28 protein-coding genes are annotated in these 26,968 nt (G+C 43.5%); 9 read left to right on the top strand and 19 right to left on the bottom strand.

Annotation, left to right across the window (positions count from 1 at the left end):
• Positions 1 to 279: 279 nt before the first annotated feature.
• Together GCWU000325_RS01840 and GCWU000325_RS01835 are read right to left on the bottom strand one after the other, a co-directional pair.
• Positions 280 to 1,071 carry an ABC transporter ATP-binding protein gene (locus GCWU000325_RS01840; RefSeq protein ID WP_006254262.1) on the bottom strand — a complete coding sequence of 264 codons (792 nt, stop codon included), beginning with the start codon at positions 1,069 to 1,071 and terminating at the stop codon, positions 280 to 282.
• On the bottom strand, positions 1,068 to 1,814 hold the full coding sequence (locus tag GCWU000325_RS01835; protein WP_006254261.1) for an MlaE family ABC transporter permease: 747 nt from the start codon (positions 1,812 to 1,814) through the stop codon (positions 1,068 to 1,070). The genes GCWU000325_RS01840 and GCWU000325_RS01835 overlap by 4 nt, the downstream gene beginning before the upstream one ends.
• A 292-nt stretch (positions 1,815 to 2,106) precedes the next feature.
• Between GCWU000325_RS01835 and GCWU000325_RS01830 the strand changes: the two genes are divergently transcribed.
• Positions 2,107 to 3,558, top strand: coding sequence for a right-handed parallel beta-helix repeat-containing protein (locus GCWU000325_RS01830; protein WP_006254260.1), 1,452 nt, complete (start codon positions 2,107 to 2,109; stop codon positions 3,556 to 3,558).
• An 8-nt stretch (positions 3,559 to 3,566) separates the two neighbouring features.
• On the opposite strand, the gene truA is transcribed toward GCWU000325_RS01830, so the two are convergent.
• The 10 genes from truA to GCWU000325_RS12235 all read right to left on the bottom strand — a co-directional run bounded on the left by truA (position 3,567) and on the right by GCWU000325_RS12235 (position 9,453).
• Positions 3,567 to 4,337, bottom strand: coding sequence for a tRNA pseudouridine(38-40) synthase TruA (gene truA, locus GCWU000325_RS01825; protein ID WP_006254259.1), 771 nt, complete (start codon positions 4,335 to 4,337; stop codon positions 3,567 to 3,569).
• Positions 4,338 to 4,427: 90 nt separating this feature from the next.
• Positions 4,428 to 4,973, bottom strand: a complete 546-nt coding sequence (rplI, locus tag GCWU000325_RS01820) for a 50S ribosomal protein L9 (RefSeq protein ID WP_006254258.1) — start codon at positions 4,971 to 4,973, stop codon at positions 4,428 to 4,430.
• A gap of 16 nt (positions 4,974 to 4,989) precedes the next feature.
• The gene (gene rpsR, locus GCWU000325_RS01815; protein ID WP_006254257.1) at positions 4,990 to 5,256 is read right to left on the bottom strand and encodes a 30S ribosomal protein S18; all 267 of its coding nucleotides are present in this window, start codon (positions 5,254 to 5,256) and stop codon (positions 4,990 to 4,992) included.
• Between the two features lie 2 nt (positions 5,257 to 5,258).
• The gene (rpsF, locus tag GCWU000325_RS01810; protein ID WP_040599137.1) at positions 5,259 to 5,600 is read right to left on the bottom strand and encodes a 30S ribosomal protein S6; all 342 of its coding nucleotides are present in this window, start codon (positions 5,598 to 5,600) and stop codon (positions 5,259 to 5,261) included.
• Between the two features lie 117 nt (positions 5,601 to 5,717).
• Positions 5,718 to 6,287 carry a 7-carboxy-7-deazaguanine synthase QueE gene (locus GCWU000325_RS01805; protein WP_006254255.1) on the bottom strand — a complete coding sequence of 190 codons (570 nt, stop codon included), beginning with the start codon at positions 6,285 to 6,287 and terminating at the stop codon, positions 5,718 to 5,720.
• Positions 6,274 to 6,621, bottom strand: a complete 348-nt coding sequence (locus GCWU000325_RS01800; protein ID WP_006254254.1) for a 6-pyruvoyl trahydropterin synthase family protein — start codon at positions 6,619 to 6,621, stop codon at positions 6,274 to 6,276. The genes GCWU000325_RS01805 and GCWU000325_RS01800 overlap by 14 nt, the downstream gene beginning before the upstream one ends.
• Positions 6,597 to 7,139, bottom strand: coding sequence for a GNAT family N-acetyltransferase (locus GCWU000325_RS01795; RefSeq protein WP_006254253.1), 543 nt, complete (start codon positions 7,137 to 7,139; stop codon positions 6,597 to 6,599). Before GCWU000325_RS01795 ends, GCWU000325_RS01800 begins: the two co-directional genes overlap by 25 nt.
• On the bottom strand, positions 7,136 to 7,735 hold the full coding sequence (locus tag GCWU000325_RS01790; RefSeq protein WP_006254252.1) for an IMPACT family protein: 600 nt from the start codon (positions 7,733 to 7,735) through the stop codon (positions 7,136 to 7,138). Before GCWU000325_RS01790 ends, GCWU000325_RS01795 begins: the two co-directional genes overlap by 4 nt.
• Positions 7,736 to 7,756: 21 nt before the next feature.
• Entirely contained in the window at positions 7,757 to 8,221 is a 465-nt protein-coding gene (locus GCWU000325_RS01785; RefSeq protein WP_040599135.1) for a MaoC family dehydratase, read from the bottom strand.
• Between the two features lie 5 nt (positions 8,222 to 8,226).
• Positions 8,227 to 9,453, bottom strand: coding sequence for a hypothetical protein (locus GCWU000325_RS12235; protein ID WP_006254250.1), 1,227 nt, complete (start codon positions 9,451 to 9,453; stop codon positions 8,227 to 8,229).
• A gap of 524 nt (positions 9,454 to 9,977) precedes the next feature.
• Here GCWU000325_RS12235 and hpt point away from each other — a divergent pair.
• The 4 genes from hpt (at position 9,978) to GCWU000325_RS01760 (ending at position 14,401) form a co-directional block, all read left to right on the top strand.
• Positions 9,978 to 10,514 carry a hypoxanthine phosphoribosyltransferase gene (hpt, locus tag GCWU000325_RS01775; protein WP_006254249.1) on the top strand — a complete coding sequence of 179 codons (537 nt, stop codon included), beginning with the start codon at positions 9,978 to 9,980 and terminating at the stop codon, positions 10,512 to 10,514.
• Positions 10,515 to 10,525: 11 nt separating this feature from the next.
• Positions 10,526 to 11,095, top strand: a complete 570-nt coding sequence (locus GCWU000325_RS01770) for an adenylate kinase (RefSeq protein WP_006254248.1) — start codon at positions 10,526 to 10,528, stop codon at positions 11,093 to 11,095.
• 68 nt (positions 11,096 to 11,163) lie between these two features.
• Positions 11,164 to 12,318: a GTPase ObgE gene (gene obgE / locus GCWU000325_RS01765; RefSeq protein ID WP_006254247.1), complete on the top strand. Its 1,155-nt coding sequence runs from the start codon at positions 11,164 to 11,166 to the stop codon at positions 12,316 to 12,318.
• 70 nt (positions 12,319 to 12,388) lie between these two features.
• Entirely contained in the window at positions 12,389 to 14,401 is a 2,013-nt protein-coding gene (locus GCWU000325_RS01760) for a helix-hairpin-helix domain-containing protein (RefSeq protein WP_006254246.1), read from the top strand.
• 356 nt (positions 14,402 to 14,757) lie between these two features.
• On the opposite strand, the gene GCWU000325_RS01755 is transcribed toward GCWU000325_RS01760, so the two are convergent.
• The 3 genes from GCWU000325_RS01755 to GCWU000325_RS01745 form a co-directional block, all read right to left on the bottom strand.
• Positions 14,758 to 15,633, bottom strand: a complete 876-nt coding sequence (locus tag GCWU000325_RS01755; protein ID WP_040598765.1) for an IS3 family transposase — start codon at positions 15,631 to 15,633, stop codon at positions 14,758 to 14,760.
• A gap of 8 nt (positions 15,634 to 15,641) precedes the next feature.
• Positions 15,642 to 16,010 carry a transposase gene (locus GCWU000325_RS11175; RefSeq protein WP_083787946.1) on the bottom strand — a complete coding sequence of 123 codons (369 nt, stop codon included), beginning with the start codon at positions 16,008 to 16,010 and terminating at the stop codon, positions 15,642 to 15,644.
• A 1,020-nt stretch (positions 16,011 to 17,030) separates the two neighbouring features.
• Positions 17,031 to 19,094 carry a TonB-dependent receptor plug domain-containing protein gene (locus GCWU000325_RS01745; RefSeq protein ID WP_006254240.1) on the bottom strand — a complete coding sequence of 688 codons (2,064 nt, stop codon included), beginning with the start codon at positions 19,092 to 19,094 and terminating at the stop codon, positions 17,031 to 17,033.
• 222 nt (positions 19,095 to 19,316) lie between these two features.
• On the opposite strand from GCWU000325_RS01745, the gene GCWU000325_RS01740 reads away from it, so the two are divergent.
• Positions 19,317 to 19,916: a porin family protein gene (locus GCWU000325_RS01740; protein WP_006254239.1), complete on the top strand. Its 600-nt coding sequence runs from the start codon at positions 19,317 to 19,319 to the stop codon at positions 19,914 to 19,916.
• 213 nt (positions 19,917 to 20,129) lie between these two features.
• Here the strand turns inward: GCWU000325_RS01740 and GCWU000325_RS01735 are convergent, their stop codons facing one another.
• From GCWU000325_RS01735 to rpsU, 4 genes are all read right to left on the bottom strand, one after another.
• Positions 20,130 to 20,357: a hypothetical protein gene (locus GCWU000325_RS01735; RefSeq protein WP_006254238.1), complete on the bottom strand. Its 228-nt coding sequence runs from the start codon at positions 20,355 to 20,357 to the stop codon at positions 20,130 to 20,132.
• Positions 20,358 to 20,422: 65 nt separating this feature from the next.
• Positions 20,423 to 21,523 (bottom strand): GDP-L-fucose synthase family protein, encoded by a 1,101-nt coding sequence (locus GCWU000325_RS01730; protein WP_006254237.1) that lies wholly within the window; start codon positions 21,521 to 21,523, stop codon positions 20,423 to 20,425.
• A 39-nt stretch (positions 21,524 to 21,562) separates the two neighbouring features.
• On the bottom strand, positions 21,563 to 21,934 hold the full coding sequence (locus tag GCWU000325_RS01725; protein ID WP_006254236.1) for a DUF488 domain-containing protein: 372 nt from the start codon (positions 21,932 to 21,934) through the stop codon (positions 21,563 to 21,565).
• A 63-nt stretch (positions 21,935 to 21,997) separates the two neighbouring features.
• Positions 21,998 to 22,189, bottom strand: coding sequence for a 30S ribosomal protein S21 (rpsU, locus tag GCWU000325_RS01720; RefSeq protein WP_006254235.1), 192 nt, complete (start codon positions 22,187 to 22,189; stop codon positions 21,998 to 22,000).
• 427 nt (positions 22,190 to 22,616) lie between these two features.
• On the opposite strand from rpsU, the gene GCWU000325_RS12125 reads away from it, so the two are divergent.
• From GCWU000325_RS12125 to abc-f, 3 genes are all read left to right on the top strand, one after another.
• Entirely contained in the window at positions 22,617 to 22,754 is a 138-nt protein-coding gene (locus tag GCWU000325_RS12125; protein WP_169303806.1) for a hypothetical protein, read from the top strand.
• Positions 22,755 to 22,798: 44 nt separating this feature from the next.
• Positions 22,799 to 24,790 carry a transcription termination factor Rho gene (gene rho / locus GCWU000325_RS01710; protein WP_006254233.1) on the top strand — a complete coding sequence of 664 codons (1,992 nt, stop codon included), beginning with the start codon at positions 22,799 to 22,801 and terminating at the stop codon, positions 24,788 to 24,790.
• 275 nt (positions 24,791 to 25,065) lie between these two features.
• Positions 25,066 to 26,952: a ribosomal protection-like ABC-F family protein gene (abc-f, locus tag GCWU000325_RS01705; RefSeq protein ID WP_006254230.1), complete on the top strand. Its 1,887-nt coding sequence runs from the start codon at positions 25,066 to 25,068 to the stop codon at positions 26,950 to 26,952.
• Positions 26,953 to 26,968: the final 16 nt, after the last annotated feature.

Genomic DNA, 26,968 nt, shown 5'->3' with positions numbered 1-26,968 from the left:
CTATGTGGATTTCTACAGCCTCTTTAATCATCCCGAAAAAGATTGGGAAGCATGCCTGAAAGAAGCGGCCGAAAGCCCTCAAATGCCTTCGCTTTTTGATTAGGGGGGGCTTGGAATGCCAAAAAGAGAACCTCAACCGCATTGTTTCAGCGATTGAGGCGGTCTTTCCTACTCTTTTTGACGTTTATCGGACAGCAATAATAGTAAATAAGAGGTTGTAAACAAGAAGTTTGTGTTGTTAAAGTTGAAATGAAATTCTTGAAAGAAAAAGAGTAAAGCTTAAGATTGAGCCTTACTCTTTTCATCTTCCTGCTCTTGGAGCTCTACGTCTTTTACTTTACGGAAGAGATCAGAGGCAAAAATAAAACTATTTAGTTTCTCATTCTTAGCGTTGATAACTTCATCTTTAGTTCCTTCCCATTCGGGATGTCCGTGGTAGATGTATAGAATGTGTTCTCCAATACCCATAACCGAGTTCATATCATGTGTATTAATGATCGTTGTGATTTTAAATTCCTCTGTAATCCCGTGGATCAAGGCGTCAATTACGAGAGAGGTCTTTGGATCAAGTCCGGAATTTGGCTCATCACAAAACAGATATTTCGGATTCAAAGCAATTGCTCTCGCAATGGCTACGCGCTTTTGCATACCGCCGGATATCTCTCCTGGAAATTTGGCGGTAGCTTCAAGAAGTTTTACTCGGTCCAAGCATTCTTCAGCTCGTTTCTTCCTTCTTAAATACGTATCTTCAGAAAACATATCTAATGGAAACATGACATTTTCTAAAACACTCATAGAGTCGAAAAGGGCAGCATTCTGGAAAATCATGCCCATTTCTCGTCGTAATAATTTGCGCTCTTTTGTTTTCATCCCAACTAAATCTCTCCCGTCGTAGAGAATTTCTCCACTTGTCGGATCCAATAAACCGACAAGACACTTCATAAAAACAGTCTTTCCCGAGCCGCTCTGACCGATGATAAGATTCGTTTTTCCCTCCTCAAAAGTAGTTGTGATATTTTTAAGTACTTCTTTGTCTCCAAAAGCCTTAAAGAGTTGCTTTACTTCTATCATGATAGGATATTTGTCAAGAATAGGTCTGAAAAAAGAATAAGCATTGAGCAAGAAACAACAGCATTGGTCGATGCCTTGCCGACTTCAATCGATCCACCTTCAACGGTATATCCATAAAAAGATGAAACACTTGCTATAATAAAGGCGAAAAAGAGCGATTTGATTGTGCCCATCCAAAAGAACCAAGGCGCAAAATCGTGTTGCATACCTGCCGTTAGGTCTGTTGCTGTAATAATATGCCCGATATAAGCTGTTGCATATGCGCCAACAATTCCGCTGGCTGTGCTAAAAATGACAAGAAGAGGAATCATAGTGACTAAACCAAGAATCTTAGGTAAAATGAGAAAACTTGCAGAGTTTACACCCATTATTTCCAAAGCATCTATTTGCTGTGTTGTACGCATTGTTCCTAATTCTGAAGCTATGTTAGAGCCAACCTTACCAGAGAGAATTAAACACATAATAGAAGAGGAAAATTCCAATAGCATAATTTCACGAGTGACGTAACCAGAAACCCATGTAGGCATCCAAGCACTCTGTATGTTAAGCTTAATCTGAATACAGATGACTGCACCAATAAAGAATGAGATCAGCAGGACAATACCTATGGAGTCGACACCTAATTGCGCCATTTCCTTCAAGTATTGCTTGCCAAACATTCTCCAACGTTCGGGGCGCTGAAAGGTGCGCCCAAGCAATTCGATGTAGCGTCCAAATGAATTCAAAAAATTGAGTATAAACATAGTTGTCTATCCGTTATTATTTATAAAATCCCAAATGCAGACAGTGCTTTATTGTCGTCAATTGAGCTCTTGCATACAAATGTACGCAAAAACATAATGATGAAAGGGCAAAAAGTGCGTTTTTTCTAAAGGGACCTTTTGAGGAACTTCTTTTTGTATCTGCTTTTTGCTTTGAATTTGGATTATTATGAAGCATTACTGGATAAGGTTAGATTCACGGAGTTGGATTGAAACTCATAGATTTGTGTGTAATGTTCTACAATAAAAGAATGTATTGCACGTTTTTATGTGTATGAACAAGATTATCTTCTGCTTAATAGCTTTATTGGCTGTAGCTGCTTGTATGAAAGATGATGCTTATATCGTTTCCTCTACAGCAGAGCTAACTTTTTCCACAGATACGGTTGCTTTGGATACAGTAATAGCCGGGCAAGGTTCAAATACCTATACTTTTGAGGTTTATAATAAGCAGAATAAAGCGATTCGCATAACGCGCGTCTGGTTAGAAAATGGAGCTGCCTCTGATTTCAAAGTGAATGTTGATGGTTCAGCTTTAACTTCGGGGGAGACAAATGATTTGGAAATAGCCGCAAAAGATAGTATGCGTGTTTTCCTTTTCGTAAAAACAAAAGATTTAAATGCAGATACGCCACAGCGAACCTCCGATAAACTTTATTTTCAGACAGAAGGTGGCTTTATTGGTGTTGTTATATTGAATGCTTTTGGACAGAGTGTGACAACATTTAAAGGGAAAGTTATTGAAAGAGATACAATTCTTTCTTCGAGACGCCCTTATCAAATATATGATAGCTTGGTAATAGCAAAGGATGCAACGTTAAGCGTGAGTCCTGGTGTACGCTTTTACTTTCATCCTGGCGCTCAATTGATAGTACATGGCAAACTCTTGGCACGAGGTACGTTGAGTAGTCCTATCATTATGCGTGGCGACCGTTTGGGGAATATGTTTTCACAACAAGCTTATGATAATATACCAGGACAATGGGGTGGAGTAGTATTTACGCAAGAGAGTTTTAATAATGAGATGGATTATGTGGATATCCATAGCGGGAACTTCGGTATTCGTTGTGATAGTTCAGCAGTTAGTCAACTCAAGTTAAAGCTCACAAATAGCATTGTGCATAATACGAAAGGAGATGGAATATTTGCTAAGGTATGTAATTTGAAAATCAATAATTGTCAGTTGACAAATGCCGGCGGAAATTGCTTAACGCTATTAGGTGGTTCGTATGATTTCGTTCATTGTACAATCGGAAACTTTTATATGTTTGCCGGTGGACGAGGTGTAGCCCTTTCTTTCACAAATGCTGAAGGAGATGTGCGTCTTCCATTAGAGCGTTTGGACTTTATCAATTGTATTTTGACAGGCTATGGTGCGGATGAGATTCTTGGGAGTAAGGGTAAACGATATGATAATGATCCATTTAACTTCTCTTTCCGTAACTGCCTTATAGATATGCCGAAACCTGTTGAGCAAGAAGATTTAGCTCACTTCATCAATTGCTTTTGGGATAACAGTGAGGATGGTAAGGTTTCTAGAGAAGACAACTTCTCTCCCAAATTTGATTTGAAGAAGTTGACCTTTTCTTTTCAATTAGATAGTCTATCACAAGCTGTGGGCAATGCAGATATAGAACAGGCACGCTTGCTTTCACCTGTTGATAGATTAGGGCGTTCACGTCTGCATGGACGAGGAGCTGATATTGGATGTTATCAGCGACAATAACTTGTATGTTAGTTAGGATGGTGTAGTACTTCTGTATGTAGAAAGAGGCTATCTGGGTACTTTATATTTACTAAAAAGAGTGCTTCGCCTGGTACTGATTCAGCTGCTGCACATCTATTCTTCTGCTGAATAACTTTGCTGAATTCTTCTATACTCATACGCCCTCTTCCAACTTCAATTAAAGTTCCAACAATTGCACGAACCATATTTCGTAAGAATCTATCTGCAGTAATTTCAAAACGCCATAGATCTTCTTTCTCTTGTATCCATTCTGCTTTTGTGACGTGGCAAATCTTTGTTCGAGTATCTGTATGTAGTTTGCTAAAACTGGTAAAGTCTTCTACTTGTAAGAGCAGTTTAGCTGCTTGGTTCATAGCGGTATAATCTAATTCCGCTAGATATCGAGTGGCATAATGGCGTTTAAAGGGATCTTTTTTCTTATATATATAATAATGGTATGTTCTAGATAACGCGTCAAAACGAGCATGTGCATCTTTGTTGACTTGTTTTATATCTAATACTGCAATATCAGGAGGCAAAAGTCGATTTAGTCGAAAGGTAAACTTGTCAGGTAATGTGCAACAAAAATCAAAATGTGCCACCATTCGTTTTGCATTTACACTTGTATCTGTTCTGCCGGCTCCAACTAGGCTGATTGCTGATTGAAGTAGAGTAGAAATGGCCTTGTTTAGAACTTCTTGCACACTTATAGCATTAGGTTGTTGTTGCCATCCGTGATAATTTCCTCCATCGTAAGAGAAATAAAGAAAGTAACGCATATAACTAAAAACTTCTTTTTGTTAGATATATAAAAATGCCCTGCCAAAAAGGCAGGGCTGACCGTATCGTATTGGGAAATATTCGTGTTGTTATGCTTCTGCGTCAGCTGATTCTACGGTATTATCAGCTTCCTTTTCAGCTACTGGTTCTACTGCAGTCAAAGCCTTCTCTTCTTTTTCTGCAGCTACACCGCCTTCTGCAATAACAGAAAATGGAATTTCAGCAGAAACGTCTTTATGAAGTCTTACGATTGCCGTATACTCACCAACTTGCTTTACATCTTTAAGGACAATAGCTTTACGTTCAATTTCAAAGCCTTGTTCTTTAAGTGCATCTGCAATATGAATGTTGTTAACTGAACCATAGATTACACCATTACCACTTACTTTTACTTCAATAGTGATGGGCTTAATCTTACTCAATTTGTCTGCTAACTCTTGCGCTTCAGCTTTAATCTTTTCAAGCTTGTGTGCACGTTGCTTTAAATCCTCTTCAAGAGAGCGAAGGGCAGACTTGCTTGCGATGACAGCTTTGCCAGTAGGAATAAGAAAATTGCGACCGTATCCGTCACGAACGTTTACAACGTCATCCTTAAAACCAAGGCCATAGACGTTTTCTTTAAGAATAATCTTCATAATCTAATTCCTCCTATTATTTCATCAAATCGGTTACAAAAGGCAGAAGAGCCAATTGACGTGCACGCTTCACAGCTTGTGCAACACGGCGTTGGTATTTCAAAGAAGTACCAGTTAAGCGGCGCGGTAAAATCTTGCCTTGTTCGTTCAAGAACTTCTTCAAGAACTCAGGATCTTTATAATCGATGTATTTGATGCCGCTTTTCTTAAACCGGCAGTACTTTTTACGCTTAACATCAATAGTTGGAGCGGTCAAGTAGCGAATTTCTGATTGCTGTGCCATAATTAAGCCTCCTTTTGATTTTTCCGGTTACGACGCTTTTCTGCATATTGGATAGCGTATTTATCCAATTTTGTCGTAAGATCACGAATAACACGCTCATCACGGCGATAAGCAACTTCCAATTTTTTGATAACCGTTGGCTCTGCTTTAAATTCAATTAAAACATAGAAGCCGGTTGATTTCTTCTGAATGGGATAAGCTAAATGCTTCAAGCCCCATTCTTCTTCATTGATGATCTCTGCGCCTTCAGCGGTAAGAACATCTTTGAACTTTTCGACCGTCTCCTTCATCTGCTGGTCAGATAAAACGGGAGTTAGGATGAAGACGGTCTCGTACTGATTCATCATACGTTTGTCTGTTAATGATTAAATAATTTTGCTCATAAAGCGGTGCAAAATTACGATAAACTCCTTGATTGTCCAAGTAATACACCAATTTTTCAGCCTTATTTTCTGATGAAATCAGTGTATACCGATCATTTTGTGTGTTTGAAGCGAAAGTCGCCAGCGCGGATTTTCCTTTACATAGGAGATGCAAGACGCTAAAATACGATTATTTTTGATAGAATTACCCATATCACATGGTTGAATGAAGTAATGGGCCGCTTTGATTTCATCGTGAGGATTAAAAGTGTCGTCTGTAAAAACAACTTTTAGCTCATTGCAAGTCTTAAGTATTGTTTGTGCCGTTTTGGGCGACAAAGTCACCCAATCAATTCCTTCAGGTAGTGCGTGTAAGCCATTTGTTTCTATACAAACATATTTCCCCGCAGCGTGAAGGCCATCTATCAGTTCTTTTGTGACAAATAATGATGGTTCCCCACCAGTTAATACTACATGTTTAGCAGGAAAACGAGTCACCTGATCCAAAATTTGTTCTTGCGTCATAAGTTCTCCCGTTTCATGTTGGGTATCACAAAAACTACAAGATAAGTTACAACCGGAGAAGCGTATAAAAATAGAAGCTATACCACTATAAAAACCCTCTCCTTGTAACGAATAGAAGATCTCATTTATCTTAAAGCGCGTCATCGTCTTCTTTAATATATACTGCAATGTTACCTTCTGACTCTTGAAAGGATACTTTATAGCAATGAGGCACTTGATCACAGATCCATTTTGCTAAGTTCTCAGCAGTTGTATTGAAATTCACGACATCATTAGCAAAGCGGTGATCTAATTTGCCTTGCACTATATCTTTTACCTTTTTAAAATCGACGACCATTCCGTTATGGTCTAATTCTTTCGCTTTGCAATAAACGGTGACAACCGCATTATGTCCGTGCAGATGCGTGCATTTACTTTCGTAGTCTAATTTCAGTTGATGTGCGTAAGCGATTTCTATCCTTTTGGAAACGTAAAACATTTCTGATATACTTCTTTGTGAATGGTTCTAACAATAGTATGATAATTCTCTTCTAAAAAAACAGAGTTTGTAGCCATTAATTGCAGAGGTATGCTTTTACCATGTTCTTGATAAGGCGGCTGTAGGTAAGGGCGATTAGAGAGTTTGAGTCCATGGCGTATATAAAAGTCAATCCTTCTATTAGCCATAGGATTACTTCCTTTTGGCTCCACTTCAATAATAAGCGGTTTGTTTAAAACCTTAATAATGCCTTCTAGGGCCTGGCCACCAATGTTTTTTCTTCTCAATAGAGGATCTATAGCAAAGTGTTCGCCATAAACGAAATTATGAAAATCCCAGAAAGTAAAGAATCCAGCAAACGACTCCTTATATAATATTGTGTAGGTTGTCATATGAGGAAGCTTACAAACCATCTTTTGCCATAACGTTGTCTCGCGCCTTTCTTCTTCTGGGAAAGATGTTACGTAAAGCATCGTAGCCTGGTCTAAATCTTCTTGAGGCGCAAATTTTCTTATCATTTTAAGAATTTGATCGTGTAAATCGCACTTAGCTTTTTCCTTAACTCTGCTATTTTCCCTGATCGTATATTTACTTTTAATTTTACGCTTTGATCTGCGTATGTCTGTGATACGATCTTGCCCCCCAAATCACGTGCTATACGCATCGCCCGATCTATTTCTGGATAAGGCGATTCGAATACAAGCGAGTCCATAATGACTATTTCTTTGATTTGTGCCTTTGTTAGAGCATCTGCAGCTGCTGTTTTATATGCACGTCCTAAATTGGCTGCCCCTAATTCAGTGCCACCAAAATACCTAACGACAATTAAAAGGATGTTAGTCAAATTTTGGCTACGCAATTGTCCTAATATTGGACGACCTGCTGTGCCGGATGGTTCGCGATCATCACTTGAGCGACTTGTTTCACCATCATTACCCAAAATATAAGCATAACAGACGTGACGTGCATCAAAATACTTTTTCTGATAAGTCTTAAGTTCGCACTGTACATCTTCTATCGTATTTACAGGAATAGCGAAGCTAATAAATTTGCTCCGCTTTTCCGTATAAAGTCCTTCAGCAACTTTTTCTATAGTCAAAAAGGAATCTTCCAATGTTGATGTGGTTGCTTACTTTTAGTTGAAATAATAAAGGAAAGTCGCAACACCGCTCAATGCAGGTTTGCGTTCATTCTCTATTTCTATTTTAAAATCTACTTGCGCTTTGCATATTCCTCTGATATCCTCAATATCTTGAAGCTTTGCACGCAAGCGAATGCGTCGGCCTGAAAGGACTGCTTGCCCGAATCTCATTTTTTCCAGCCCGTAGTTCACCATCATCTTCAAGTTGTTCACTTCTATGATTTGTTGCCATAGATGAGGTAAAAGCGAAAGCGTCAGATAGCCGTGTGCAATCGTTTGTCCGAAAGTACTTTCTTTGGCTGCTCTCTCTTTATCAACGTGTATCCACTGATGATCTAACGTCGCATCAGCAAATAGGTCAATGCGTTCTTGTGTAACTTCCAACCAATCGCTTACGCCAATTTCTTGTCCTTTGAGCGCTGCAAAGGATTGAAAAGAATCAATAATAGTCTTATTCATGATCATTACTGTTTTTTCTCTGAGATTTGCTTCATTGTGAGCGCACTCAAGACAAAATTTGAATTGATCTCTGCATGTGCTTTGTAGGAGCCAAAAGTTTTACCTGGATTATCTCTTTCAATATATTGATCTACAGAGAAGTCAACGGAGTATATCGTACCATTATTTGAGGCTTTCTTGGTTATGTTTATTCCGCTACCGACATTGAACCGACAATCTTCTATATGTTCATTAAACATGTCTGCAATAGTGGACATAACGACAGCTTTAGTAGCATTTTTCTTACCTAAGAATACTGTCATAACAGGGGTTATGTTCGCAGCAATCTCACTTTGGTTGTTATCACTAAAAGCACTAAAGAACTGGTTGAGTACTTCTGAAACTTGACTCCGTTCATCAGGCGTAACGGCCAATGCTTCTGCAGTGTTTTGTGCAGCTTGTGCTTCAGCAGTGTAACGACCCTCTGGGTGCTTCAGCAAATAATTGGCAAAAGCTGCTGGTGTACCCGTAGTTTGTGCCTTAGAAAAATCTAAGGAGTCAATCTTATTATCTGCCAATTTCGCATAGAAATCGTCATTATATTTTGACTTGAAATTTGCAAAATCATCCGGGTTACTTGAATTGACAATAGTATTCCACGCGCCTTCTAACTCCAACAACTTAGTCATGCGTTCGCGTACATCTGCTGCAAATTTACTATTGGGAAACTGATCTAAAAAGGCCTGATAATCCTTACTGCTATGACTCTCGCTGAGTGCTGTGTATGCAGTGACTTCATCCACCTGCTTATTTTCTGAGTTTGCGATAATATAACCTCCCACAGCAATAGCTAAAATCAGGAATGCTGCTGCAATACCTATCCAAAGCGCAGTGTTCTTCTTTTTAGGCTCTATCGGTGGTTGCCCGTTATTATATGAGGACTGAACACTGTTATACTGAGGCTGACCATTACTATATTGTGGCTGCCCGTTGTTGTATTGAGGTTGACTATTGTTATATTGCGGTTGCCCGTTGTTATACTGGGGCTGTCCATTGTTGTATTGTGGTTGACCGTTGTTATACTGGGGCTGTCCATTGTTGTATTGTGGTTGCCCGTTGTTATATTGAGTCTGTCCGTTGCTGTACTGTGGTTGCCCGTTGTTATACTGTCGCTGACCATTATTGTATTGCTGTTGAGGTTGAGACTGCGGAGTCTCATTTGGCATTTGTGAAGGTTGGTTATTCGTTTCCATTTGTAATGCATTTGTAATTTATATGCAAAAGTAAACTAAACTCTATGATAAGCAAAATAGAAGCAATCTTTTTTCTTTGAAATCTTATTGCCTGTACTGTACGTTAAAGTATTACCGACTGTCTATCTCTTCTTATTTCCGGTTATAACAAGACGTAATTAGCTGCGGCAAGGACTATCATAGGAACGATTAAGACTAAAAAGTAGGAAATACCATTGTGAACGTACAACTGTCCTATCACGGGGGTAGGTTTGTTCTACCACGATGGTAAAAGTTTTTTTCAAGAAAGGATAGTCGCGACGTGAGACTTGAAGTAAAAAAACAATATCAGATGGTTGTAATACTAAGTTTTTGTTGCTGATGATTTGGCTCTTACAGTCTAGTATACAGATAGAAGTGTCTCCTTATATCAGAGGAAAGCAAACAAGAAATAGAGTCGTAAGTGAGAAATTGCGGATATGGGCGGAAAAAATGATAAAACTTTCGTACTTTTGTAGCTCAAAAATCAAAAGTTTAAACTTACGATGGAGACAATTCAAGTAAGAGACAAGAAATTTGTGGTATCTATACCCAAAGAAGAGATCAAAGCGCGCGTAGCAGAAGTGGCCGCTAAGATTAGCGAGGAGTTGAAAGGCGAAAAGCCCTTGTTCCTTTCCGTCTTAAATGGCGCGTTTATCTTTGCCGCAGACTTGCTGCGTGGTATCACTATTCCTTGTGAAATTACTTTTGTGCGTTTGGCTTCTTATAGTGGCGTCGCATCTACGGGTAAAGTCACGCAAATCTTAGGGTTGGATACATCTCTTGAAGGGCGTACTGTTGTCATCGTGGAAGATATTATTGACAGCGGTCTGACAATGCAAAAGTTGCTGGCGTCGCTTGAAACTTACAAGCCTGCAAAGGTAATCATCGCGGCATTGTTAGTTAAGCCTGAAAAATTGAAAGTGGCGCTGAATATTCACCATTGTTGTTTTAAAATCCCCAATGATTTTATTCTTGGCTATGGATTGGATTATGATGGTGAAGGACGTAACTTACCGAACATTTATACTGTAACAGAATAAAACCTATCCTTATGAAAAATATTGTAATCTTTGGTGCGCCGGGTTCAGGAAAAGGAACACAAAGCGACTTACTAGTAAAGAAGTATGGCTTCAAACATATCTCTACAGGCGACGTCTTACGTGCAGAAATTAAAAACGGGACATCGCTGGGACAGACTGCGAAGAGCTATATTGATAAAGGCCAACTTATTCCTGATGAATTGATGATAGATATTCTTGCCAATGTCTATGATTCGCTCTGTCCTTGTGATGGTGTTATCTTCGATGGTTTCCCGCGCACGATACCTCAAGCCGAAGCTCTAAAACGCATGTTAAAGGAGCGTAAGGGCGAGGTTGATGTTATGATAGAGTTGAGTGTGCCGGATGAAATGCTCATGGAGCGTTTAATCAATCGTGGCAAGACGTCCGGACGTGCAGACGATAACGAAGAAACGATTCGGAAGCGTTTAGATGTATATAAGAACCAGACAGCTCCGCTTATTGAGTGGTATAAAACTGATGGTAAGCATCGTGCCGTTAAAGGTCATGGCGCTTTAGAAGAAATCACTGACGCGTTGAGTGAAGTGATTGACAATTTATAATACTGATCTTAAACCAAATTATATTATAATTAAAGGTAAACAGCGATAACACGACAACTTTATAGCTTATGGCGGAAACAAACTTTGTCGACTATGTGAAGATTTATTGTCGTTCCGGTAAGGGAGGGCGAGGATCTATTCACCTGCATCGTGCTAAGTATATGCCTAATGGAGGTCCTGACGGTGGAGATGGCGGCAGAGGCGGCAATATCTATTTGCGTGGAAACCATAACTATTGGACGCTTCTGCATTTGCGCTATGATCGTCACGTTTTTGCAGAACATGGAGGTAATGGTGGGAAATCTCTCTCGCATGGTTCGGATGGCGCTGATAAATATATAGATGTGCCTTGCGGCACTGTGGCTTATGATGCTGAGACGGGCAAATATATCTGTGACGTCACCGAGGATGGGCAGGTTGTAATGCTACTAAAAGGTGGGCGCGGTGGAAAAGGAAACTGGCATTTTCGTTCTGCCACAAATCAAACGCCACGCTATGCACAACCTGGAGAGCCAATGCAGGAGATGATGGTTATTTTAGAGCTGAAATTGCTTGCAGACGTAGGCTTAGTGGGCTTCCCAAATGCCGGAAAATCAACGCTACTTTCTACCTTGTCGTCTGCGCGACCTAAAATTGCCAACTATCCTTTTACCACACTTGAGCCAAGTCTAGGGATCGTAGCATATCGCGACGCTAAATCGTTTGTGATGGCAGATATTCCTGGCATTATCGAGGGAGCCAGTGGTGGTAAAGGATTAGGTTTAAGATTTTTGCGCCATATTGAGCGAAATTCTCTCTTGCTCTTTATGGTTCCCGGTGACACAGACAATATAAAGCGAGAATATGAGATCCTTTTGGGAGAATTGCAGAAGTTTAATCCCGCAATGCTTGATAAACATCGCGTCTTAGCAGTCACAAAAAGTGATCTTTTGGATGATGAGCTAATTGAAATGCTGAAAGAGGAATTGCCAACCGACTTACCGGTTATCTTTATTTCATCAGTGGCTCAGATTGGTTTGCAGGAGTTGAAAGACACTTTATGGAAAGAACTCAATAGCGAATCCAACAAGCTGGAAGCTGTGGCAGAAGGCGGTACTTTAGTTCATAGAGATCGTGAAGTCAGTGTAATCAATGCAGATTTTATTGATTGGGAGCCTGATTTTGAAGATGAAGACGGCGCTGAAGGCGATGTCTATGATTTGGAAGATTTAGAAGATGTATAATATAGAAGATGTATGTTGAATATTAGGTGAGAGCAGCAAGAGGAGCTGCTTCTCACTTTTATTTTTCACCATGAAAACCTTTGTTGTATTATTGTTTACTTGGGTTTGTATATTACCGGTTTTCGCCCAGACATCTATTGCTTGGGAAGATTTTCTGCAGAATTATTTTACGACAGAGAATTTAGAGCCGGACCTTTTACAAGAATTAGAAGACTTGCACAATCATCCGATGAATTTAAACATGGTTTCATCGGAAGAGTTGCAACAATTGCCCTTTCTTTCTGAATCAAAGGCAGACTCTATCATTGCGTATCGCACGCAGAAAAAGCATTTTAGATTCTTTGGTGAATTGATGTTCATCAAGAATCTAACCTATGATGATCGACTATATATGCAGCTATTTACCTTTGTTGGGGAGGTAGACTACGCGCCTGTGATACTTATTAAACGCCTATTTTCAGGAAAGCATAAATTGATAACCCATTTTGGCGTTCCGCTTTATCGTAGGGCAGGCTTTCGAACTTATTCAGATGAAGAACTGGAAAAACATCCGAATAAGATCTATTTAGGCAATAAACTCAAATCTGTGATTAGTTATCGCTATAAATGGAGAGATAATATAAAATATGGTATAACTCTACGCAAAGATTCAGGCGAACCTTTTGGTTATTATGGTAACAACCCCTTCGATGACATATCTCTTTATTTTGATTATCGAATGAAAGAGGATCGTTTTAGGTTTGTTGTTGGAGATTATAAATTGAAGATGGGGCAGGGTCTTCTCTTGGGAAATTTGTTCTTTAAAGATAAGTCACAACTCTTAAATTATCGAGATCGTTCAGCCTTTCGCTTTGCCGCACATGCTTCCGGCGCTACATTTAACCATTTTCGTGGGGCAATTACTTCTTATCGCTATGGATCGTGGGTTAGTGCTGTTTTTCTTTCTTATAGAAAGCTAGATGCACATATCATGAAAGATACTATCGTATCTATGCCTATGGGAGGTTATCACCGGACGATTTCTGAACTAAATAATAAATCCGCCGCTACTAACTATCTTTTCGGAGGACATATCAGCTATTATAAGTCTGATTTTAACTTGGGCATTAATACCTATTATAGTATATTTGATCACGTTGTTTACCCGCCGATAAGGACAAGCAATCAATATTTTTTTCGCGGAAGAACTGCGTCTGGACTATCTTTAGATTATTACCGGGCAACGAAGCGCTTAACACTTCAGGGCGAATGTGCTTTGGACGGAAAATGGCGGATAGCAACAAGTAATCGGCTGCAATATTCGCTTAATGATGATCTCTCGCTTTATTTTCAACATCGCTACTTATCAAAATGTTTTGCGGCTCCTTTTGCAAAAACAATTCAGACTGGTGGGCGCGTAGCAAATGAGCAGGGCGTTCTATTCGGTGCCACACTAAGTAGCTTTTACAATTGTTCTTTACATTTGTACGTCGATTATTCTCACTTTTCCTTACCCAGATTGGGCGTTTCAAAATCTTCAAATACTTGGGAAGGTTATTTGAAATTGCGCTATATTTTGACCAATAATAGTTCACTGCATCTAATCTATAGATTAAAAGCCAAAGAGGCTTCAATTAAGGGCTTTGAGGATCTATTAGAATACAAAACAACGCAACGACTACGCTTGCAAGCCGCCTATTCGTCGGAAAAAATAACACTTTCGAGTGCTTTGAGCGGCGTAGGGTATAGTCAACAAACAAAAGGCAATTCATTTGGCTGGATGCTATCTTCTCGGCTTTCCTATAAAACTGAGAATAAGTGGTCTTTTTCTTCGTTTGTCAGCTTATTCTTTTCTGAAGATGCAGCAACGGCACTTTATGATTATGTGCCTCACTTGTACTACGCCTCAGAATTTCCCGCTTTTCGCCATCATGGCTTTTGTCTTGTAGGTACCTCATCGTATAAATGGGGCACTCGCTTGATACTTTCGAGCCGGTTGGGATGGATGCACTATTTTAACCAAAATACCATAGGCACAGCTAGCCAACAAATCCGAGGGCATAACAAGATAGATTTGGCTTTTGAACTTACCTACAATTGGTAAAGTACGCTATCAAATCAAAGTAAGAAAGGAGCGCTCAAGAGTGAGAAAGTAGCTTTGACGAAATGTATGTTACCCTTAACAAACTATTTCTAAGTCTTTTAGATAAATCTAGTTTATAGCCTTTATGTGCCGGCTACTGTAATGTCCTAGAATTAGTTGACAACTTTGTTTCTTAATTTCATTCTTCTTTGACAAGTTTATTTGCTAAGTTCAGCAAGGCTTGTCGTGTTCTTTTCTTAACTACATAGTTAGTTGACAGTTGTCTTCTAATTGCAAAATTACTCTTTTATTTTCTTGTTGCGGTTGTTTCTGCCTCCTTCTTTTATTGTTTGACTTAATAATGTGTGCCGAGGAAGTTATGCCGTCAACCTTCCGACTTCTTCCATTGGCGTTCTCATCTGCAGACTCTGATGCGGTCTGAACGTGTTGTACAGGTCGATGGCTTTCTTTGTAAGGCGCCTGACCTGCTGCAGACTTTTGTCTTCTGTACTGAAGAGCCATCCGTTCTTGAGCGTATTGTTCATCCTCTCGGCCAGGGCGTTGTGCAATGGGTCTCCGCTTTGCGTCATACTTATTTGTATTCCAAGAGATTTGAGTTTGTCGACGTACTCATTGCAGCAGTATTGCACGCCGCGGTCGGAGTGGTGTATGAGTTGCGAGAATTCGACATTATACTTTCTGTAGAAATCGATGGCCATAGAGAGGGCTTTCATCGGACCTTGTCTCTCAAGGGTCGGATGCAGGCACCAACCCACGATCAGACGTGAAGCGGCATCGGTTACTAAGGAGAGATAGGCCCAACCTGAAGAGGTTGCCACGTAGGTGATATCCGTAACGCACAGCTCGCCGAAGCGGGCCGGATGTAGCTTGGGCCTTGTGTTGAGAAGGTCTTCATAGATGTGGTAGTGGTGATTGGAATTGGTCGTCCTTGGGCGTTTGCGACGGCGAAGGCACAGACCATTGGAGCGGAAGAGCTCATAGCATTGGTCGCGCCCGATGGTAAACTTATCTGCATATTTGCGACGGCATAGCTCGTAAAGGATGCGTATGCCCGCCTTGGGTAAAGAGGTGCGGAGCTCCTGCGCATAGAATACGATGCTGCTGCGCAGGACTCCCAACTCCAAAGAACGATCCACATGGCGGTAATATCCTTGTCTGCTTATGCCAAGATAACCGCAGAGTAAACTGACAGGATGACTTACTAGTTTCTGTCTTTCTTTTCCCTGCGACAAGGTCTTGATTACTTGGCAGCGGAGTTTTTTCGTATACGGATGTTGTATTTCTTCTCGGCAAGGTCGATCATCGTCTTGTTGGCCAAACCATAAAGTTTTTCAACGGCCAATTCTTTTTCAAGACGTTTGATCTCTTTTTCATGAGCCTTGCGCTCGCGTAATAGCTGCGCTTGGAGTGCTTCGAGTGTATCGGGGATATCTTCTTTTTTCATAAGATATGCTACTGACGAGACGTCGGGTGAGCCATATTCGGTATAAATACGATGGAATGTACTTAAAGGGATACCGTGACGAGAAGAGAACTCATGCAAGGTTAAACCACTTGTTACATACTGATGTAATAACAGTATTTTCTCTGATTCATTGTAATGAGACATAAATTTTTACTCCTTTGTGATTGAGAAAGTGTCAACTTATTCAGTACACTACAGTATTTTGATAGCCTAAGAAATGATTGGTTGTTAAGGTGCGAACTGAAATGTAAAGACAAAAGAAGCGCTTTTAATGTGTACAAACAAGTTTTGTTTAGCGTATGGTGCGCGATGAATGGCTTAAGTTTAGTTTTCAAGTTTCTTACGCGTGTTCATTGGCTTGTTTTGAAAGACCAACCCTAAGGGGTTGTCATTTAGTTGCATTGTTGTGGCAGCGTTGACGCACAGCGTCAACACTGCCCTGCCAAAAGACTAACCTCGATGGGGTTATTTGTGGGCTGATGTGCGGTGTGTTTTGGCGCGATGAGGTTGTATGTGAATGGAGGTGGGGTGTTTTGGTATAAGGGGTTGTTTGTCGGTGGGTATGAGGCGTGTTTAGATTGGTCTGTTATGTTTCTTGTGTATGTTCATTGGTTTGTTTTGAAAGACCAACCCTAAGGGGTTGTTATTTTGTTGCGTTGTTGTGGCAGCATTGACGCTGTGCGTCAACATTGCCCTATCAAAAGACTAAGCCCAATGGGGTTATTTGCGGGTGGGTGCGCTGCGTGTTTTAGCGCAATAGGGGTATTTACGAGCTGAGGTGGTATGCTTTAAGCCCAAATCGGTCGTTTTTTTGGCGGCAAGGCTTTTGGCTATGCTACTTTTACTAAAAGGAAACCTGCCCGACTGAGGGCGAAGAGCCTTTGCGCTTTGGCGCATCAGCTCGTTATGGCAAGGCGTTTATCTCAATTAGGAAGCTTCTTAATGGTTGTGTAGAATGACATCGGTCTGTTGAACTTCTGGAAGTTTCGGCTTGCTCCACTTTCAGGATATCCTGTGAGTGGATGATGCTTATTGCCTTTATCATTAAAGAGGCCTAAGTGATGCGGCTGTATGAAAGCAATTTTCCTCGACAAAGCTCGCTTTGCCGAGGAAAAGATTGCGCCGAAAGCGCGCGTCCTTGTATCGTCGTAGATTAGTGATGGATTATAAACGCCACACTGCGCCGATACGGAACAAGAAACCCGGCTGCTCGACGTTGCCTACATCGTAATAATGTGTGGCAGTCAGGTTGGAGAGATCGGCAAAGACGTCGTAACGTTTGCCTTTCCAGCTGATTTTGCAGTCTAAGACGCCTTGCGTGCCGTAGGGCTGCAAGATGCCTGTACTCTTGGCTTGTCGGTAGACTAAGTATTGTCCGAGTCTGTTCGTCAAGCGGAAGTTCCAATCGGCGGAAAGCGGGCCGAAGATGCGATGCCGGAGCTGTACGATGAATTGATGTCGCAAATATTCCATCGCATAATTCGACTTAAAATAGGCTTGATCATCTTTCCTGTTTTGGTGAATATGGGCATAAGCGATGGAGAATTGCTGCAAGGGCTGTCGAGGACCGAATAGTTCTGCGGCATTGAAGAGCAAGCGACAATTGAAACCGAAGTTGTCCAAGCGGAAGTTGGTGGCGTGAAACTTATCCGTGGCTGAAAACATAACCCAATCGATCATATTCGAGCCGCGGTTATAAAAGGCGCGCAAATCGACTTGAAAGGCGGCCGCCGTGTAACTTCCTCCCAGCCGATAAGCATTGATTTCTTCAGCTTGTAGTCCTAAATTGCCTTCCTGCGTCGGACTTTTGTAGTACAAATCGGTGAACGTCGGCAGGCGGAGCGATTTGTTCCAAGAGGCAAACAGTTGCCAGCCTTCAGCGGGTCGGTAACTGAGATCCAAGCCCGGATAAAGTTTGAATCGTCGGCCTATTCCGCTGTTCCGCTGTGCGAGTAAGCCGGCAGAGAGAGTCCAATGTTTGAAGACCAGACTGTGTTCGGCGAAGAAAGATATGTTCGTTCGGTTGTCGTGTTTCGTATAATATATATTGTCATAGCCGGGTACGGAAAAGAAGCGCAGACTGTCCATCGGCCGCCCCAGATTCGTGCTGAAGAGTTCTTCGTGGCGAAGTTCAGCGCCAAAGGCCGTGCGCCCCAAACGCCATTGTGTCCAGGCGTTGATGCCGACCGTATAAACGTCGCTGCGGTTGAAGTTTTCGTATTTGTGTGTATGGCGGATCAATTGAAAGTGATCGTAATTGCGTAGCCAAGATACGCTTGGCGCAAGGTGCAGCTGCCCTTTCGTACTCATCGTTGCCGAGACGAAATGGCGGCGCGTGGCCTCCCACTGATTGGGAAAAGCGCCGGAATAGAAAGTGTTGGCGCCAAAATCGTTGAACGTCGTGCCGGCTTGTACGTCTGCGCGGACGGCAGCATCCTCGTATCGGCCTTGCCAAAAGAATTTTCCGCCTTTGAAGTCTCCGTTTCTCACGGCTCCGTCTGAACGTTGGAAGCTGCCGCTTAAGCTTGTCGCCCACTTTTCGCCTTGCAGCGCACTCCTCCCTTCGGCGGCCAAATAAGCATACGAGCCGCTGCTCAGCGCGAGTCGCAGTTTGTCGCCGCCTGTGCGCGTGATGATATTGATAGCGCCTGAAAAGGCCTGCGATCCAAACAAGCGCGAAGCGGCGCCCTCGAGTATTTCGATGCGCTCAATATCGGCAAGATTAAGTGGGAAGTCGGCCGCGTTGTGGCCGGTCTGAGGATTGTTAATGGAGATCCCATTAACGAGTAAGGTAATTTGATCAAAGGTGCCTCCGTCGATGCTTATGTCGGTCTGTAAGCCAAAGCCTCCGCGTTGGCGCACATCGATGCCGACGGCCAATTTTAAAACATCGTTGACAGTTGTCACACCGGCCGACTGAAGGTCTTCCTTCGTCAGCGAGATCACTTGGCGGGCTGCCACTTGAGCAGCCATCGGAGCGCGTGAAGCTGATACGAGCGCTTCTTTGAGCGATGCATCGCCGGCTATCAAGCTATCGCACACGGCTGCATCAAAGGTTGCAGGGTGGGAAAGCGCGTGAGCCAGGCAGGGAGTGGCCGTTGTCAGCGTAGCAACTGAAAGTACGCCGATGCGCACTTCTTTTTGCAACGCAGCAAACAAGGCATATCCCTTGCGTGCAAAGCTGTGGAACGTCACAACTTCTTTGCTCCTTACGGGTAAGGATTTCATTTGATTTGAATAAAACGTTTAATATTAGAACGTGCAAAAGTAAGCAAATTCGGGTCTCCCACCTACGTCTAATCATATATTTATGTCGGTTAATTTATCTCAATCTTGCTTTCTGCGCAGTGCTTGTCTCAAACTTGTTGGCTACTTTTGCCCCCGTTGGAGGCGCAAGTCTTCATATTTAGGACGCTTAAAATAAATGTATAATCACAAACTATATCACGAATGAAAAAGTTTTTGTTGTTGGCGGCTTTGATTTGCGGCCTTAGCGCCTCGGCGCAAGATTTTCGTTTCGGCTTGACAGGTGGCTTAAACGTAAGTGGTCCGACTCACCTCGATTCAAAGGTAGGCTTCAACCTCGGCGCTCGCGGAGAAGCACGCTTAAAGAAAGGCTTCAGCCTGACCGGTGCCTTGCTAATATCTGATCAGGGTTGGAAAAAGTCGCTCGAATGGGACGGACGTAATGGTTACAGCTTGGATGCTGAGGCTTTTTATCTCAAAATGCCCCTCCGCGTAATGTACAGATACGCGCTCACGCGGCGTTCAGCCCTTTTCTTTGACTTCGGCCCTTATTTTGCTTTCGGTTTTGCGGGCAAAACGAAGGTGACGCAAGTAAACAAGCGAGGCATAGTCGTAGCCAAGTATAATCGCGACACATTTTCCGACGAGGGCGCCGATAGTTTCGATTGGGGCTTAGGCTTTAATTTCGGCGCCGAGTTTGCACGCCATTACCGCATCTCTCTCGGCAGCGACTGGGGCTTGAAGAAATTTGACGGTGCCAATAAAAACAACGTCTTCGACCTCTCTTTCACTTATATGTTCTAAGAGAGCAGACGACTTAGACAACGCATTGCGCAAGGGGTAAAGCAATTTGCCCTTTGCGCTCTTTTTTTAGGCTAAATGCAGCAATACCGGCGCCGTCGAAAGTCGATTCGCACTTTTCGCCGGCGCTTCTTATTTGTAGGCCGGCCCTATGATTTCTACCGAGCGTGGTAAAAAACTCGAAAAAGTATTGATTTCTTGCGCGTTGCGATTAGTCTAATGCTTGCTGCTGTTGGGCGTTTGTTCGTTTGCTCCCACCAAACCATCGTTTGCTGCCGCCAAACTATCGTTTGCTCCTACCAAACCATCGTTTGCTCCCACCAAACGAAGTGCAAAGCGGTCCGGCATCCGCAGATATGAGCGGCGCCCGCCGGTGATCCAAGAGAGGTCAGCAGTGCGTCTGCTGAAGTAGAATTTGCAGCGAAGGGATGTCTTGGGGCGCAAACGAAAAATAGCGCCAAACCACCCTTGCGGGGAAGTTTGGCGCTATTGTCTTATTAAAAATTAAATCAGCGGGTAGCGGCAGCAGCTTCGATGCCTGCTCGATACCAATCGAAAAGGCGCTGAATGCCTTCGTCGATTTCAATACGATGGTGCCAGCCCAGCGCGTGTAGCTTCTTGACGTCGGTCAACTTGCGTGGTGTGCCATCGGGTTTAGAGTTATCCCAAACGATTTCACCTTCAAAGCCTACGGCAGCTTTGATCTTTTCAGCCAAATCCTTGATCGCAATTTCGCGGCCCGAACCGACGTTGATGTGACAGTTGCGAACCTCTTGCGCAGTTGCGTCATACGTATCTTGAAAGTCGACGTTCAACAATACGTGAACGCTTGCATCGGCCATTTCTTCGCTCCAAAGAAATTCGCGCAGCGGCTTGCCCGTGCCCCAAAGCGTGACTCGGCCGGGCGCAATGCCATATTTGCTCAAAATATTGGTGATTGCTGCCTCGTCAGCTTGCCCGTCTACGCCCTCCACGGGGCGCAGGTTGAGATCATTGCGCACGGCTGACCAGTTTTTCTCACTCAGGAGGCGTGAAAGGTAGATTTTGCGCATCATAGCCGGTAAGACGTGGCTCCGCTCCAAGTGGAAGTTGTCGTTAGGTCCATATAAATTGGTCGGCATAACGGCAATATAATTCGTTCCGTATTGCAGATTAAAACTCTCGCAAAGTTTTAATCCGGCAATTTTGGCAATGGCGTAAGGTTCATTCGTATATTCGAGTGGCGCCGTCAGGAGTTCTTCTTCACGTATAGGTTGCTGTGCGTCGCGCGGATAGATGCAGGTGGAGCCGAGAAAGAGCAGCTTTTTCACACCGTGGCGGAAACTCTCCCCAATGACGTTCTGCTGAATCTGCAGGTTGCGATAGATGAAATCAGCCCGATACGTCAAGTTGGCCATTATGCCGCCGACGTAGGCTGCTGCTAAGACGACGGCCTCGGGCTGTTCTTGGTCGAAAAAATTGCGCACCGCTACGGCGTCAAGCAAGTCCAGCTCCCGGTGTGTACGGCCGATGAGGTTGTGAAAACCGCGCTGTTGCAGGTTATTCCAAATGGCTGAGCCAACTAAGCCTTGATGGCCGGCAACGTAAATCTTAGTGTGTTTATCTAACATGTTTCTTCATCAATTAATCGCTTGCCGAGTGCGGCAGGTTCATGCGTCTTGCAAAAGTTTTTGTAACTCTTCTTGCAAAACTACGGCGTGGTTTCGGATCTTATTCTTGAAAGCGTAGAGTAGCGTTACGCGCTGTGGATTTTCTGCCTTAATCTGCTGAGCCAGCGCCTTTAAGTCGGCCGATGCTTTTAGTTCTTCGCGATAAGCCGCGGCGAAACTTGTCCAGTTGTTTTCCGGATCTTCGTGAAACATCTTGCGCAGATCGGGCGTCGGTGTTACTGCTTTAGCCCAAAGATCACAGGGCACATTTTCCTTTTTCAAACCTCGAGGCCATAGTTTGTCGACCAGGATGCGCATACCGTCGTTTTCCGATACGCCGTCGTAGACGCGCTTAATGCAGACTTCTATCATAAAGCAAAAAATCTGCAATCTTATATTGTAGACTGCAGATATAGAGATTTTTCTGTGAAGGCTTTAGTCCTCTTGGCTGCGCAATTTCTGCACGTAGATGGCATGTTCTTTTGCCAATCTCTTCAGCACTGACGGTTTGTCAAACTGCTGGCGAGCGCGGAGCTGCTTTACAACACCGGTTCTTTCAAACTTTCTTTTGAATTTCTTGAGGGCGCGTTCGATATTTTCGCCTTCCTTCACGGGTACGATGATCATGTTTGATGCTATTTTTATTGTTGTTTTGTATTTCTACTGTTTGCAGTGTGCAAAATTAGGCAATTGTTTTATTCACAACAAATATTCTTCGTTTTTTTTCGTCCTAACGCCCCGAAATTTGGATTCGTTGGCTTGCTTTAAGACATCGGGCGCAATGTTTTTTCCGTCATTTTTTACCAATAAAGAGATGAGCCGGAACCGTTATATATAATAGATGAGTGGATAGACAGTTTTAATCAGTATAAATAGCTTGGGAAGATCTACAACGCAGGCCCTAAGGCAGTGAGAAAAAACGAAAGGGCCTCGAGAGTTGAATAAAAGAAAAAAGAATTTTAACATCGCAGGGTAAAAATGCGAAACTTGACGATGCTTTTTGCGCCGGATTGCGGCTGTTTGTTTGCTTTGTGCGCCTATAAAAAAATCTTAAATGAACGTGGATTTGCTTGGATTCATCGGAATTATTGCTTATTTTTGCCACGCAAAACGTTTCAAAGAGGCGTTTCGCTCAGACAAAGCTGTAAAATCACATTTGCTTTTATCTCAAAAGAACTTACTGACGCCATAATTGGCGCGGTAGAAAATTCCCCACGAAGAAATACATCTTAATATATGGCACTCTATTCCATAGATCAACTGCAACAAAAGAACGAAGAAGACTTGCGAAAAATCGCAGACGAATTGAACACCCCGAACAAAAAGAGCGATGATAAACAGACGCTGATTTACGACATACTTGACGCTCAAGCCGAGCAAACGGCAGAGCAAAAACAAGCTGCCCCAAAACACCGCCAACGCATCCAAAAGAAAGAGGCTGTATATACAGCCAATAGTGAAGGCGAGACGCAACGACTTGAACAAACTTCGACGACGGCTACAAAACGCCGGCGCGGACGGCCGACAAAAGCTGAATCGGAGGCTATGAGGCAGGTTGCACTCAAGAATGAACAAGCGAAAGCGGAGGAACAGACCGTGCCACCGATTCCGACCACAACTCCGGAAGAACCGACTGTAGAGCAAAAGGAAACGAAAGCGGAAGAAGTGCCCGATTTTATCAGTGAGCAGCTCTTCAAGCAGGCAGATATGGCGGCTTTGGCCGATGCGGTTATAGATCTGGATGAAGTAAAGCAGCAATTAGAAGGCAAGAACGATAAGAAGGAGGAAGCAGAGTTGCTTCCGATGACGTCCGAAGCACCGACTGCAGGGCCAACGCAAACTCCGACTGCGGAAGGCGCGCAACAACCTGAGGGTAAGGGGAATATGATAAAAGTGAACGATCACTTTTATATTACGAAAGATATTCCCGTTATTTACAATGATCCGATATATGACGAGCAACCGGAAGTAGCTCCCGTACAACGGCCGAAATTTCGCCGTTTCAAAGACGATCCATTGGTTAATGCTGACGCAGAGGCTGCACAGCAGGCACCAATACAAGAACCGGAACGCCCTAAGCGCACAGCAGCTGCACCGGCACCGGTCTTGGAAGAAGAATTGCTGGATGGACGCGGCGTCTTGGAAGTGATGCCTGACGGATTTGGCTTCTTGCGTTCTTCAGATTATAATTATCTGACTTCTCCGGACGATATTTATGTTGCTGCAAATCAGATCCGTCAATATGGATTGAAGCAAGGCGACGTCATAGAAGGTAAGGTTCGGATTCCGGGGAGCGGCGATAAATTTTTTGCGCTCCATCGTCTCGAACGTATTAACGGCCTTGACCCTGCGGCAGTGCGTGATCGCGTGGCCTTTGAGCACCTTACGCCGCTTTTCCCTGAAGAGAAGTTTAAGCTTTGCACAGGTCGCCACGACTCGCTCTCGTGTCGTATCGTGGATCTCTTTACGCCTATCGGAAAAGGCCAGCGCGCTTTGATCGTAGCACAACCGAAAACGGGTAAGACATGGCTGCTGAAGGATGTGGCCAATGCGATCGCAAAGAATAATCCGGAGGCTTATATGATGATCTTGTTGATCGATGAACGGCCTGAGGAGGTTACGGATATGGCGCGCACGGTGAATGCGGAAGTTATCGCTTCAACTTTTGATGAACCTGCACAGCGACACGTGAAGATTGCAAACATCGTACTTGAAAAGGCTAAGCGTATGGTTGAATGCGGTCACGATGTGGTCATCTTCTTAGATTCTATTACGCGTCTTGCACGCGCTTATAATACGGTTAGTCCGGCAAGTGGCAAGGTTTTGACGGGTGGCGTTGATGCAAACTCGCTCCAACATCCGAAGCGCTTTTTCGGTGCTGCGCGTAATATCGAAGGTGGCGGCTCTCTGACCATCATTGCTACGGCACTTATCGATACGGGTAGCAAGATGGATGAGGTGATCTTTGAAGAGTTTAAGGGAACGGGCAATATGGAGCTTCAACTCGACCGCAACCTCTCGAATAAGCGCATCTTTCCGAGCGTTAATCTTGTGGCTTCAAGTACGCGCCGCGATGATCTGTTGCTTAATGAACAGGCGCAGCGCCGTATGTGGATTCTTCGCAAATACATAGCGGATATGAATCCCGTTGAGGCGATGCAGGAAGTTTCGAAGCGAATGGAACGGACGCAGGATAACGACGAATTTTTGATTTCAATGAATGGTTGATAGGAGGATGGGCGAAATCAGTCTCCGGAATCTGTTTGAGCGCGGCGGCTATTGCGCAAGGGCGCTACAATATTAATATGTGTGAGGGCTGATGTGGGCAAAAATGCGCTTGTCGGTCCTTTCGCTTATTCGAGAGTAGTACACGGGGCAATTCGGATGGCGGCTTTGCACTTTGGAAGTTGCTCGTGTGGGACACTCTTTTGGATCTTTAGCTTTACGCGATGGGCGTTTTTCTTTTTGTGGCGCCTAATTCTATGTTTTAATTAGATATTTTAATGACTACATATCTCGATATTCAACACTTGACAAAGTCTGTCGGCGATCGAATCCTTTTTGCCGACATTTCTTTCTCTGTTGCTGAAGGACGGCGCTTGGGACTCATTGCCAAGAATGGGACGGGCAAGACTACGCTCCTTAATATCATTGCCGGCAAGGATGATTACGACAGTGGAAGTGTGGTTTTTCATAAAGATTTGCGCGTTGGATATCTTTCGCAAGCGCCTCGCTATGCACCGGAGCTGACGGTTTTGGACGCTTGCTTTGCGGAGGCCGGCGAACTTTCGGCTTTGATTAGCCGATACGAAAGGAGTTTGGCAACACCGGGCAATCCCAATCTACACGAACTGATGGATGAGATGGAGCGGCGTGGGGCTTGGGATTTTGAACTGCGTGCCAAGCAAATCCTTACGAAGCTGAACATCATAGATTATAATCAGCCGGTAGCGCAACTCTCGGGCGGCCAACTCAAGCGCGTCGCTTTGGCTAACGTTCTTTTGACTGAGGCCGACCTTCTTATTCTCGATGAGCCTACAAACCATCTTGACTTGGAGATGATTGAATGGCTAGAAGCTTATTTGCGGCGCGAGAGCAAGGCGCTTCTGATGGTGACGCACGACCGCTACTTCCTGGATCGCGTTTGCGATGAAATTGTCGAGTTGGATGATACTACGCTCTATAGTTACAAAGGTAATTATGCCTATTTCTTGGAGAAACGCGACGAGCGTATAGCTGCAGCCAATGCCAACGTGGCGCGAGCGCAGAATCTTTACCGAAAAGAATTAGAATGGATGCGTAGGATGCCTTCAGCACGAGCAACGAAGGCGCGTTATCGCAAAGAGGCTTTCTATGAATTAGAGCAGCAGGCGCGACGACGGCAGGAAGAACAAGCTGCTCGCTTGGAAGTGAAAAGCGGATACATTGGTTCAAAAATATTTGAGGCACAGTACGTCTCAAAAGTCTTTCCCGGAACGACTGAGAAGCCCGAACCATTGACGATCTTAGACAACTTCTATTATAACTTCTCGCGTTTTGAGAAGATGGGTATAGTCGGCAATAACGGGACGGGAAAATCTACTTTTATCAAGCTCCTTTTAGGGATCGTTAAGCCCGACAGTGGACGTTTTGTTGTCGGTGAGACGGTGCGATTTGGCTATTTCTCGCAAGAAGGGATGGCTTTTGATCAGCAAATGAAGGTCATCGACGCCGTACGTCAATATGCCGAGACCATTGATCTTGGCGGCGGCCGCCGACTGACGGCGATGCAATTCCTTACGCATTTTCTCTTTCCGCCCGAACGGCAGCAAGACTATATATATAAGTTGTCCGGCGGTGAGCAGCGCCGATTATACTTATGTACGGTCTTGATGCGCAATCCTAATTTCTTGATCCTCGATGAGCCAACCAACGATTTAGACATTCAAACCTTGCAGATTTTGGAAGCCTATTTGCAGGATTTCCGCGGCTGCGTGATTGTTGTGAGCCACGATCGCTACTTTATGGATAAGGTTGTTGATCATTTGCTCGTCTTTAAGGGAGATGGACGCATCGATGACTTTCCCGGCAATTATTCGCAATACAGGTCGTGGAGCTTGCTGCAAGAAAAGGAGATACCGGCGCATATTTCGGAGAAGCCAAAGGGCGAAAAGCACTTTGAAGGCGAGCAAAAGCGCAAACTTTCTTTTAAGGAGCGTAAAGAAATGGAGGCTCTTGAGGCAGAGATTGGCTTATTAGAAGCCGAAAAAGCTCAATTGCAAGCAGCGCTTTGTAGCGGTCAACTTTCGGTGGAGGCTTTGACGGAAAAATCCAAGCGCTTGCCACAGTTGGAAGAGGAGCTCGATGAAAAGTCGATGCGTTGGCTTGAACTTTCAGAAATAGATTCTTGATAAACCCTAACGAGCA

Origin of the sequence: Alloprevotella tannerae ATCC 51259 (assembly GCF_000159995.1) — a bacterium.
GTDB lineage: Bacteria > Bacteroidota > Bacteroidia > Bacteroidales > Bacteroidaceae > Alloprevotella > Alloprevotella tannerae.
The sequence above is the reverse complement of the archived record's forward strand: the minus strand, read 5'-3'. Positions and strand labels throughout refer to the sequence as shown.

What these genes read in the sequence shown, in the direction of transcription:
- GCWU000325_RS01840 (WP_006254262.1), bottom strand. Translation starts at nt 1,071, where the DNA reads ATGATAGAAGTAAAGCAACTCTTTAAGGCTTTTGGAGACAAAGAAGTA.
- GCWU000325_RS01835 (WP_006254261.1), bottom strand. Translation starts at nt 1,814, where the DNA reads ATGTTTATACTCAATTTTTTGAATTCATTTGGACGCTACATCGAATTG.
- GCWU000325_RS01830 (WP_006254260.1), top strand. Translation starts at nt 2,107, where the DNA reads ATGAACAAGATTATCTTCTGCTTAATAGCTTTATTGGCTGTAGCTGCT.
- truA (WP_006254259.1), bottom strand. Translation starts at nt 4,337, where the DNA reads ATGCGTTACTTTCTTTATTTCTCTTACGATGGAGGAAATTATCACGGA.
- rplI (WP_006254258.1), bottom strand. Translation starts at nt 4,973, where the DNA reads ATGAAGATTATTCTTAAAGAAAACGTCTATGGCCTTGGTTTTAAGGAT.
- rpsR (WP_006254257.1), bottom strand. Translation starts at nt 5,256, where the DNA reads ATGGCACAGCAATCAGAAATTCGCTACTTGACCGCTCCAACTATTGAT.
- rpsF (WP_040599137.1), bottom strand. Translation starts at nt 5,600, where the DNA reads ATGAATCAGTACGAGACCGTCTTCATCCTAACTCCCGTTTTATCTGAC.
- GCWU000325_RS01805 (WP_006254255.1), bottom strand. Translation starts at nt 6,287, where the DNA reads ATGACGCGCTTTAAGATAAATGAGATCTTCTATTCGTTACAAGGAGAG.
- GCWU000325_RS01800 (WP_006254254.1), bottom strand. Translation starts at nt 6,621, where the DNA reads ATGTTTTACGTTTCCAAAAGGATAGAAATCGCTTACGCACATCAACTG.
- GCWU000325_RS01795 (WP_006254253.1), bottom strand. Translation starts at nt 7,139, where the DNA reads ATGATAAGAAAATTTGCGCCTCAAGAAGATTTAGACCAGGCTACGATG.
- GCWU000325_RS01785 (WP_040599135.1), bottom strand. Translation starts at nt 8,221, where the DNA reads ATGAATAAGACTATTATTGATTCTTTTCAATCCTTTGCAGCGCTCAAA.
- GCWU000325_RS12235 (WP_006254250.1), bottom strand. Translation starts at nt 9,453, where the DNA reads ATGGAAACGAATAACCAACCTTCACAAATGCCAAATGAGACTCCGCAG.
- hpt (WP_006254249.1), top strand. Translation starts at nt 9,978, where the DNA reads ATGGAGACAATTCAAGTAAGAGACAAGAAATTTGTGGTATCTATACCC.
- GCWU000325_RS01770 (WP_006254248.1), top strand. Translation starts at nt 10,526, where the DNA reads ATGAAAAATATTGTAATCTTTGGTGCGCCGGGTTCAGGAAAAGGAACA.
- obgE (WP_006254247.1), top strand. Translation starts at nt 11,164, where the DNA reads ATGGCGGAAACAAACTTTGTCGACTATGTGAAGATTTATTGTCGTTCC.
- GCWU000325_RS01760 (WP_006254246.1), top strand. Translation starts at nt 12,389, where the DNA reads ATGAAAACCTTTGTTGTATTATTGTTTACTTGGGTTTGTATATTACCG.
- GCWU000325_RS11175 (WP_083787946.1), bottom strand. Translation starts at nt 16,010, where the DNA reads ATGTCTCATTACAATGAATCAGAGAAAATACTGTTATTACATCAGTAT.
- GCWU000325_RS01745 (WP_006254240.1), bottom strand. Translation starts at nt 19,094, where the DNA reads ATGAAATCCTTACCCGTAAGGAGCAAAGAAGTTGTGACGTTCCACAGC.
- GCWU000325_RS01740 (WP_006254239.1), top strand. Translation starts at nt 19,317, where the DNA reads ATGAAAAAGTTTTTGTTGTTGGCGGCTTTGATTTGCGGCCTTAGCGCC.
- GCWU000325_RS01730 (WP_006254237.1), bottom strand. Translation starts at nt 21,523, where the DNA reads ATGTTAGATAAACACACTAAGATTTACGTTGCCGGCCATCAAGGCTTA.
- GCWU000325_RS01725 (WP_006254236.1), bottom strand. Translation starts at nt 21,934, where the DNA reads ATGATAGAAGTCTGCATTAAGCGCGTCTACGACGGCGTATCGGAAAAC.
- rpsU (WP_006254235.1), bottom strand. Translation starts at nt 22,189, where the DNA reads ATGATCATCGTACCCGTGAAGGAAGGCGAAAATATCGAACGCGCCCTC.
- GCWU000325_RS12125 (WP_169303806.1), top strand. Translation starts at nt 22,617, where the DNA reads ATGAACGTGGATTTGCTTGGATTCATCGGAATTATTGCTTATTTTTGC.
- rho (WP_006254233.1), top strand. Translation starts at nt 22,799, where the DNA reads ATGGCACTCTATTCCATAGATCAACTGCAACAAAAGAACGAAGAAGAC.
- abc-f (WP_006254230.1), top strand. Translation starts at nt 25,066, where the DNA reads ATGACTACATATCTCGATATTCAACACTTGACAAAGTCTGTCGGCGAT.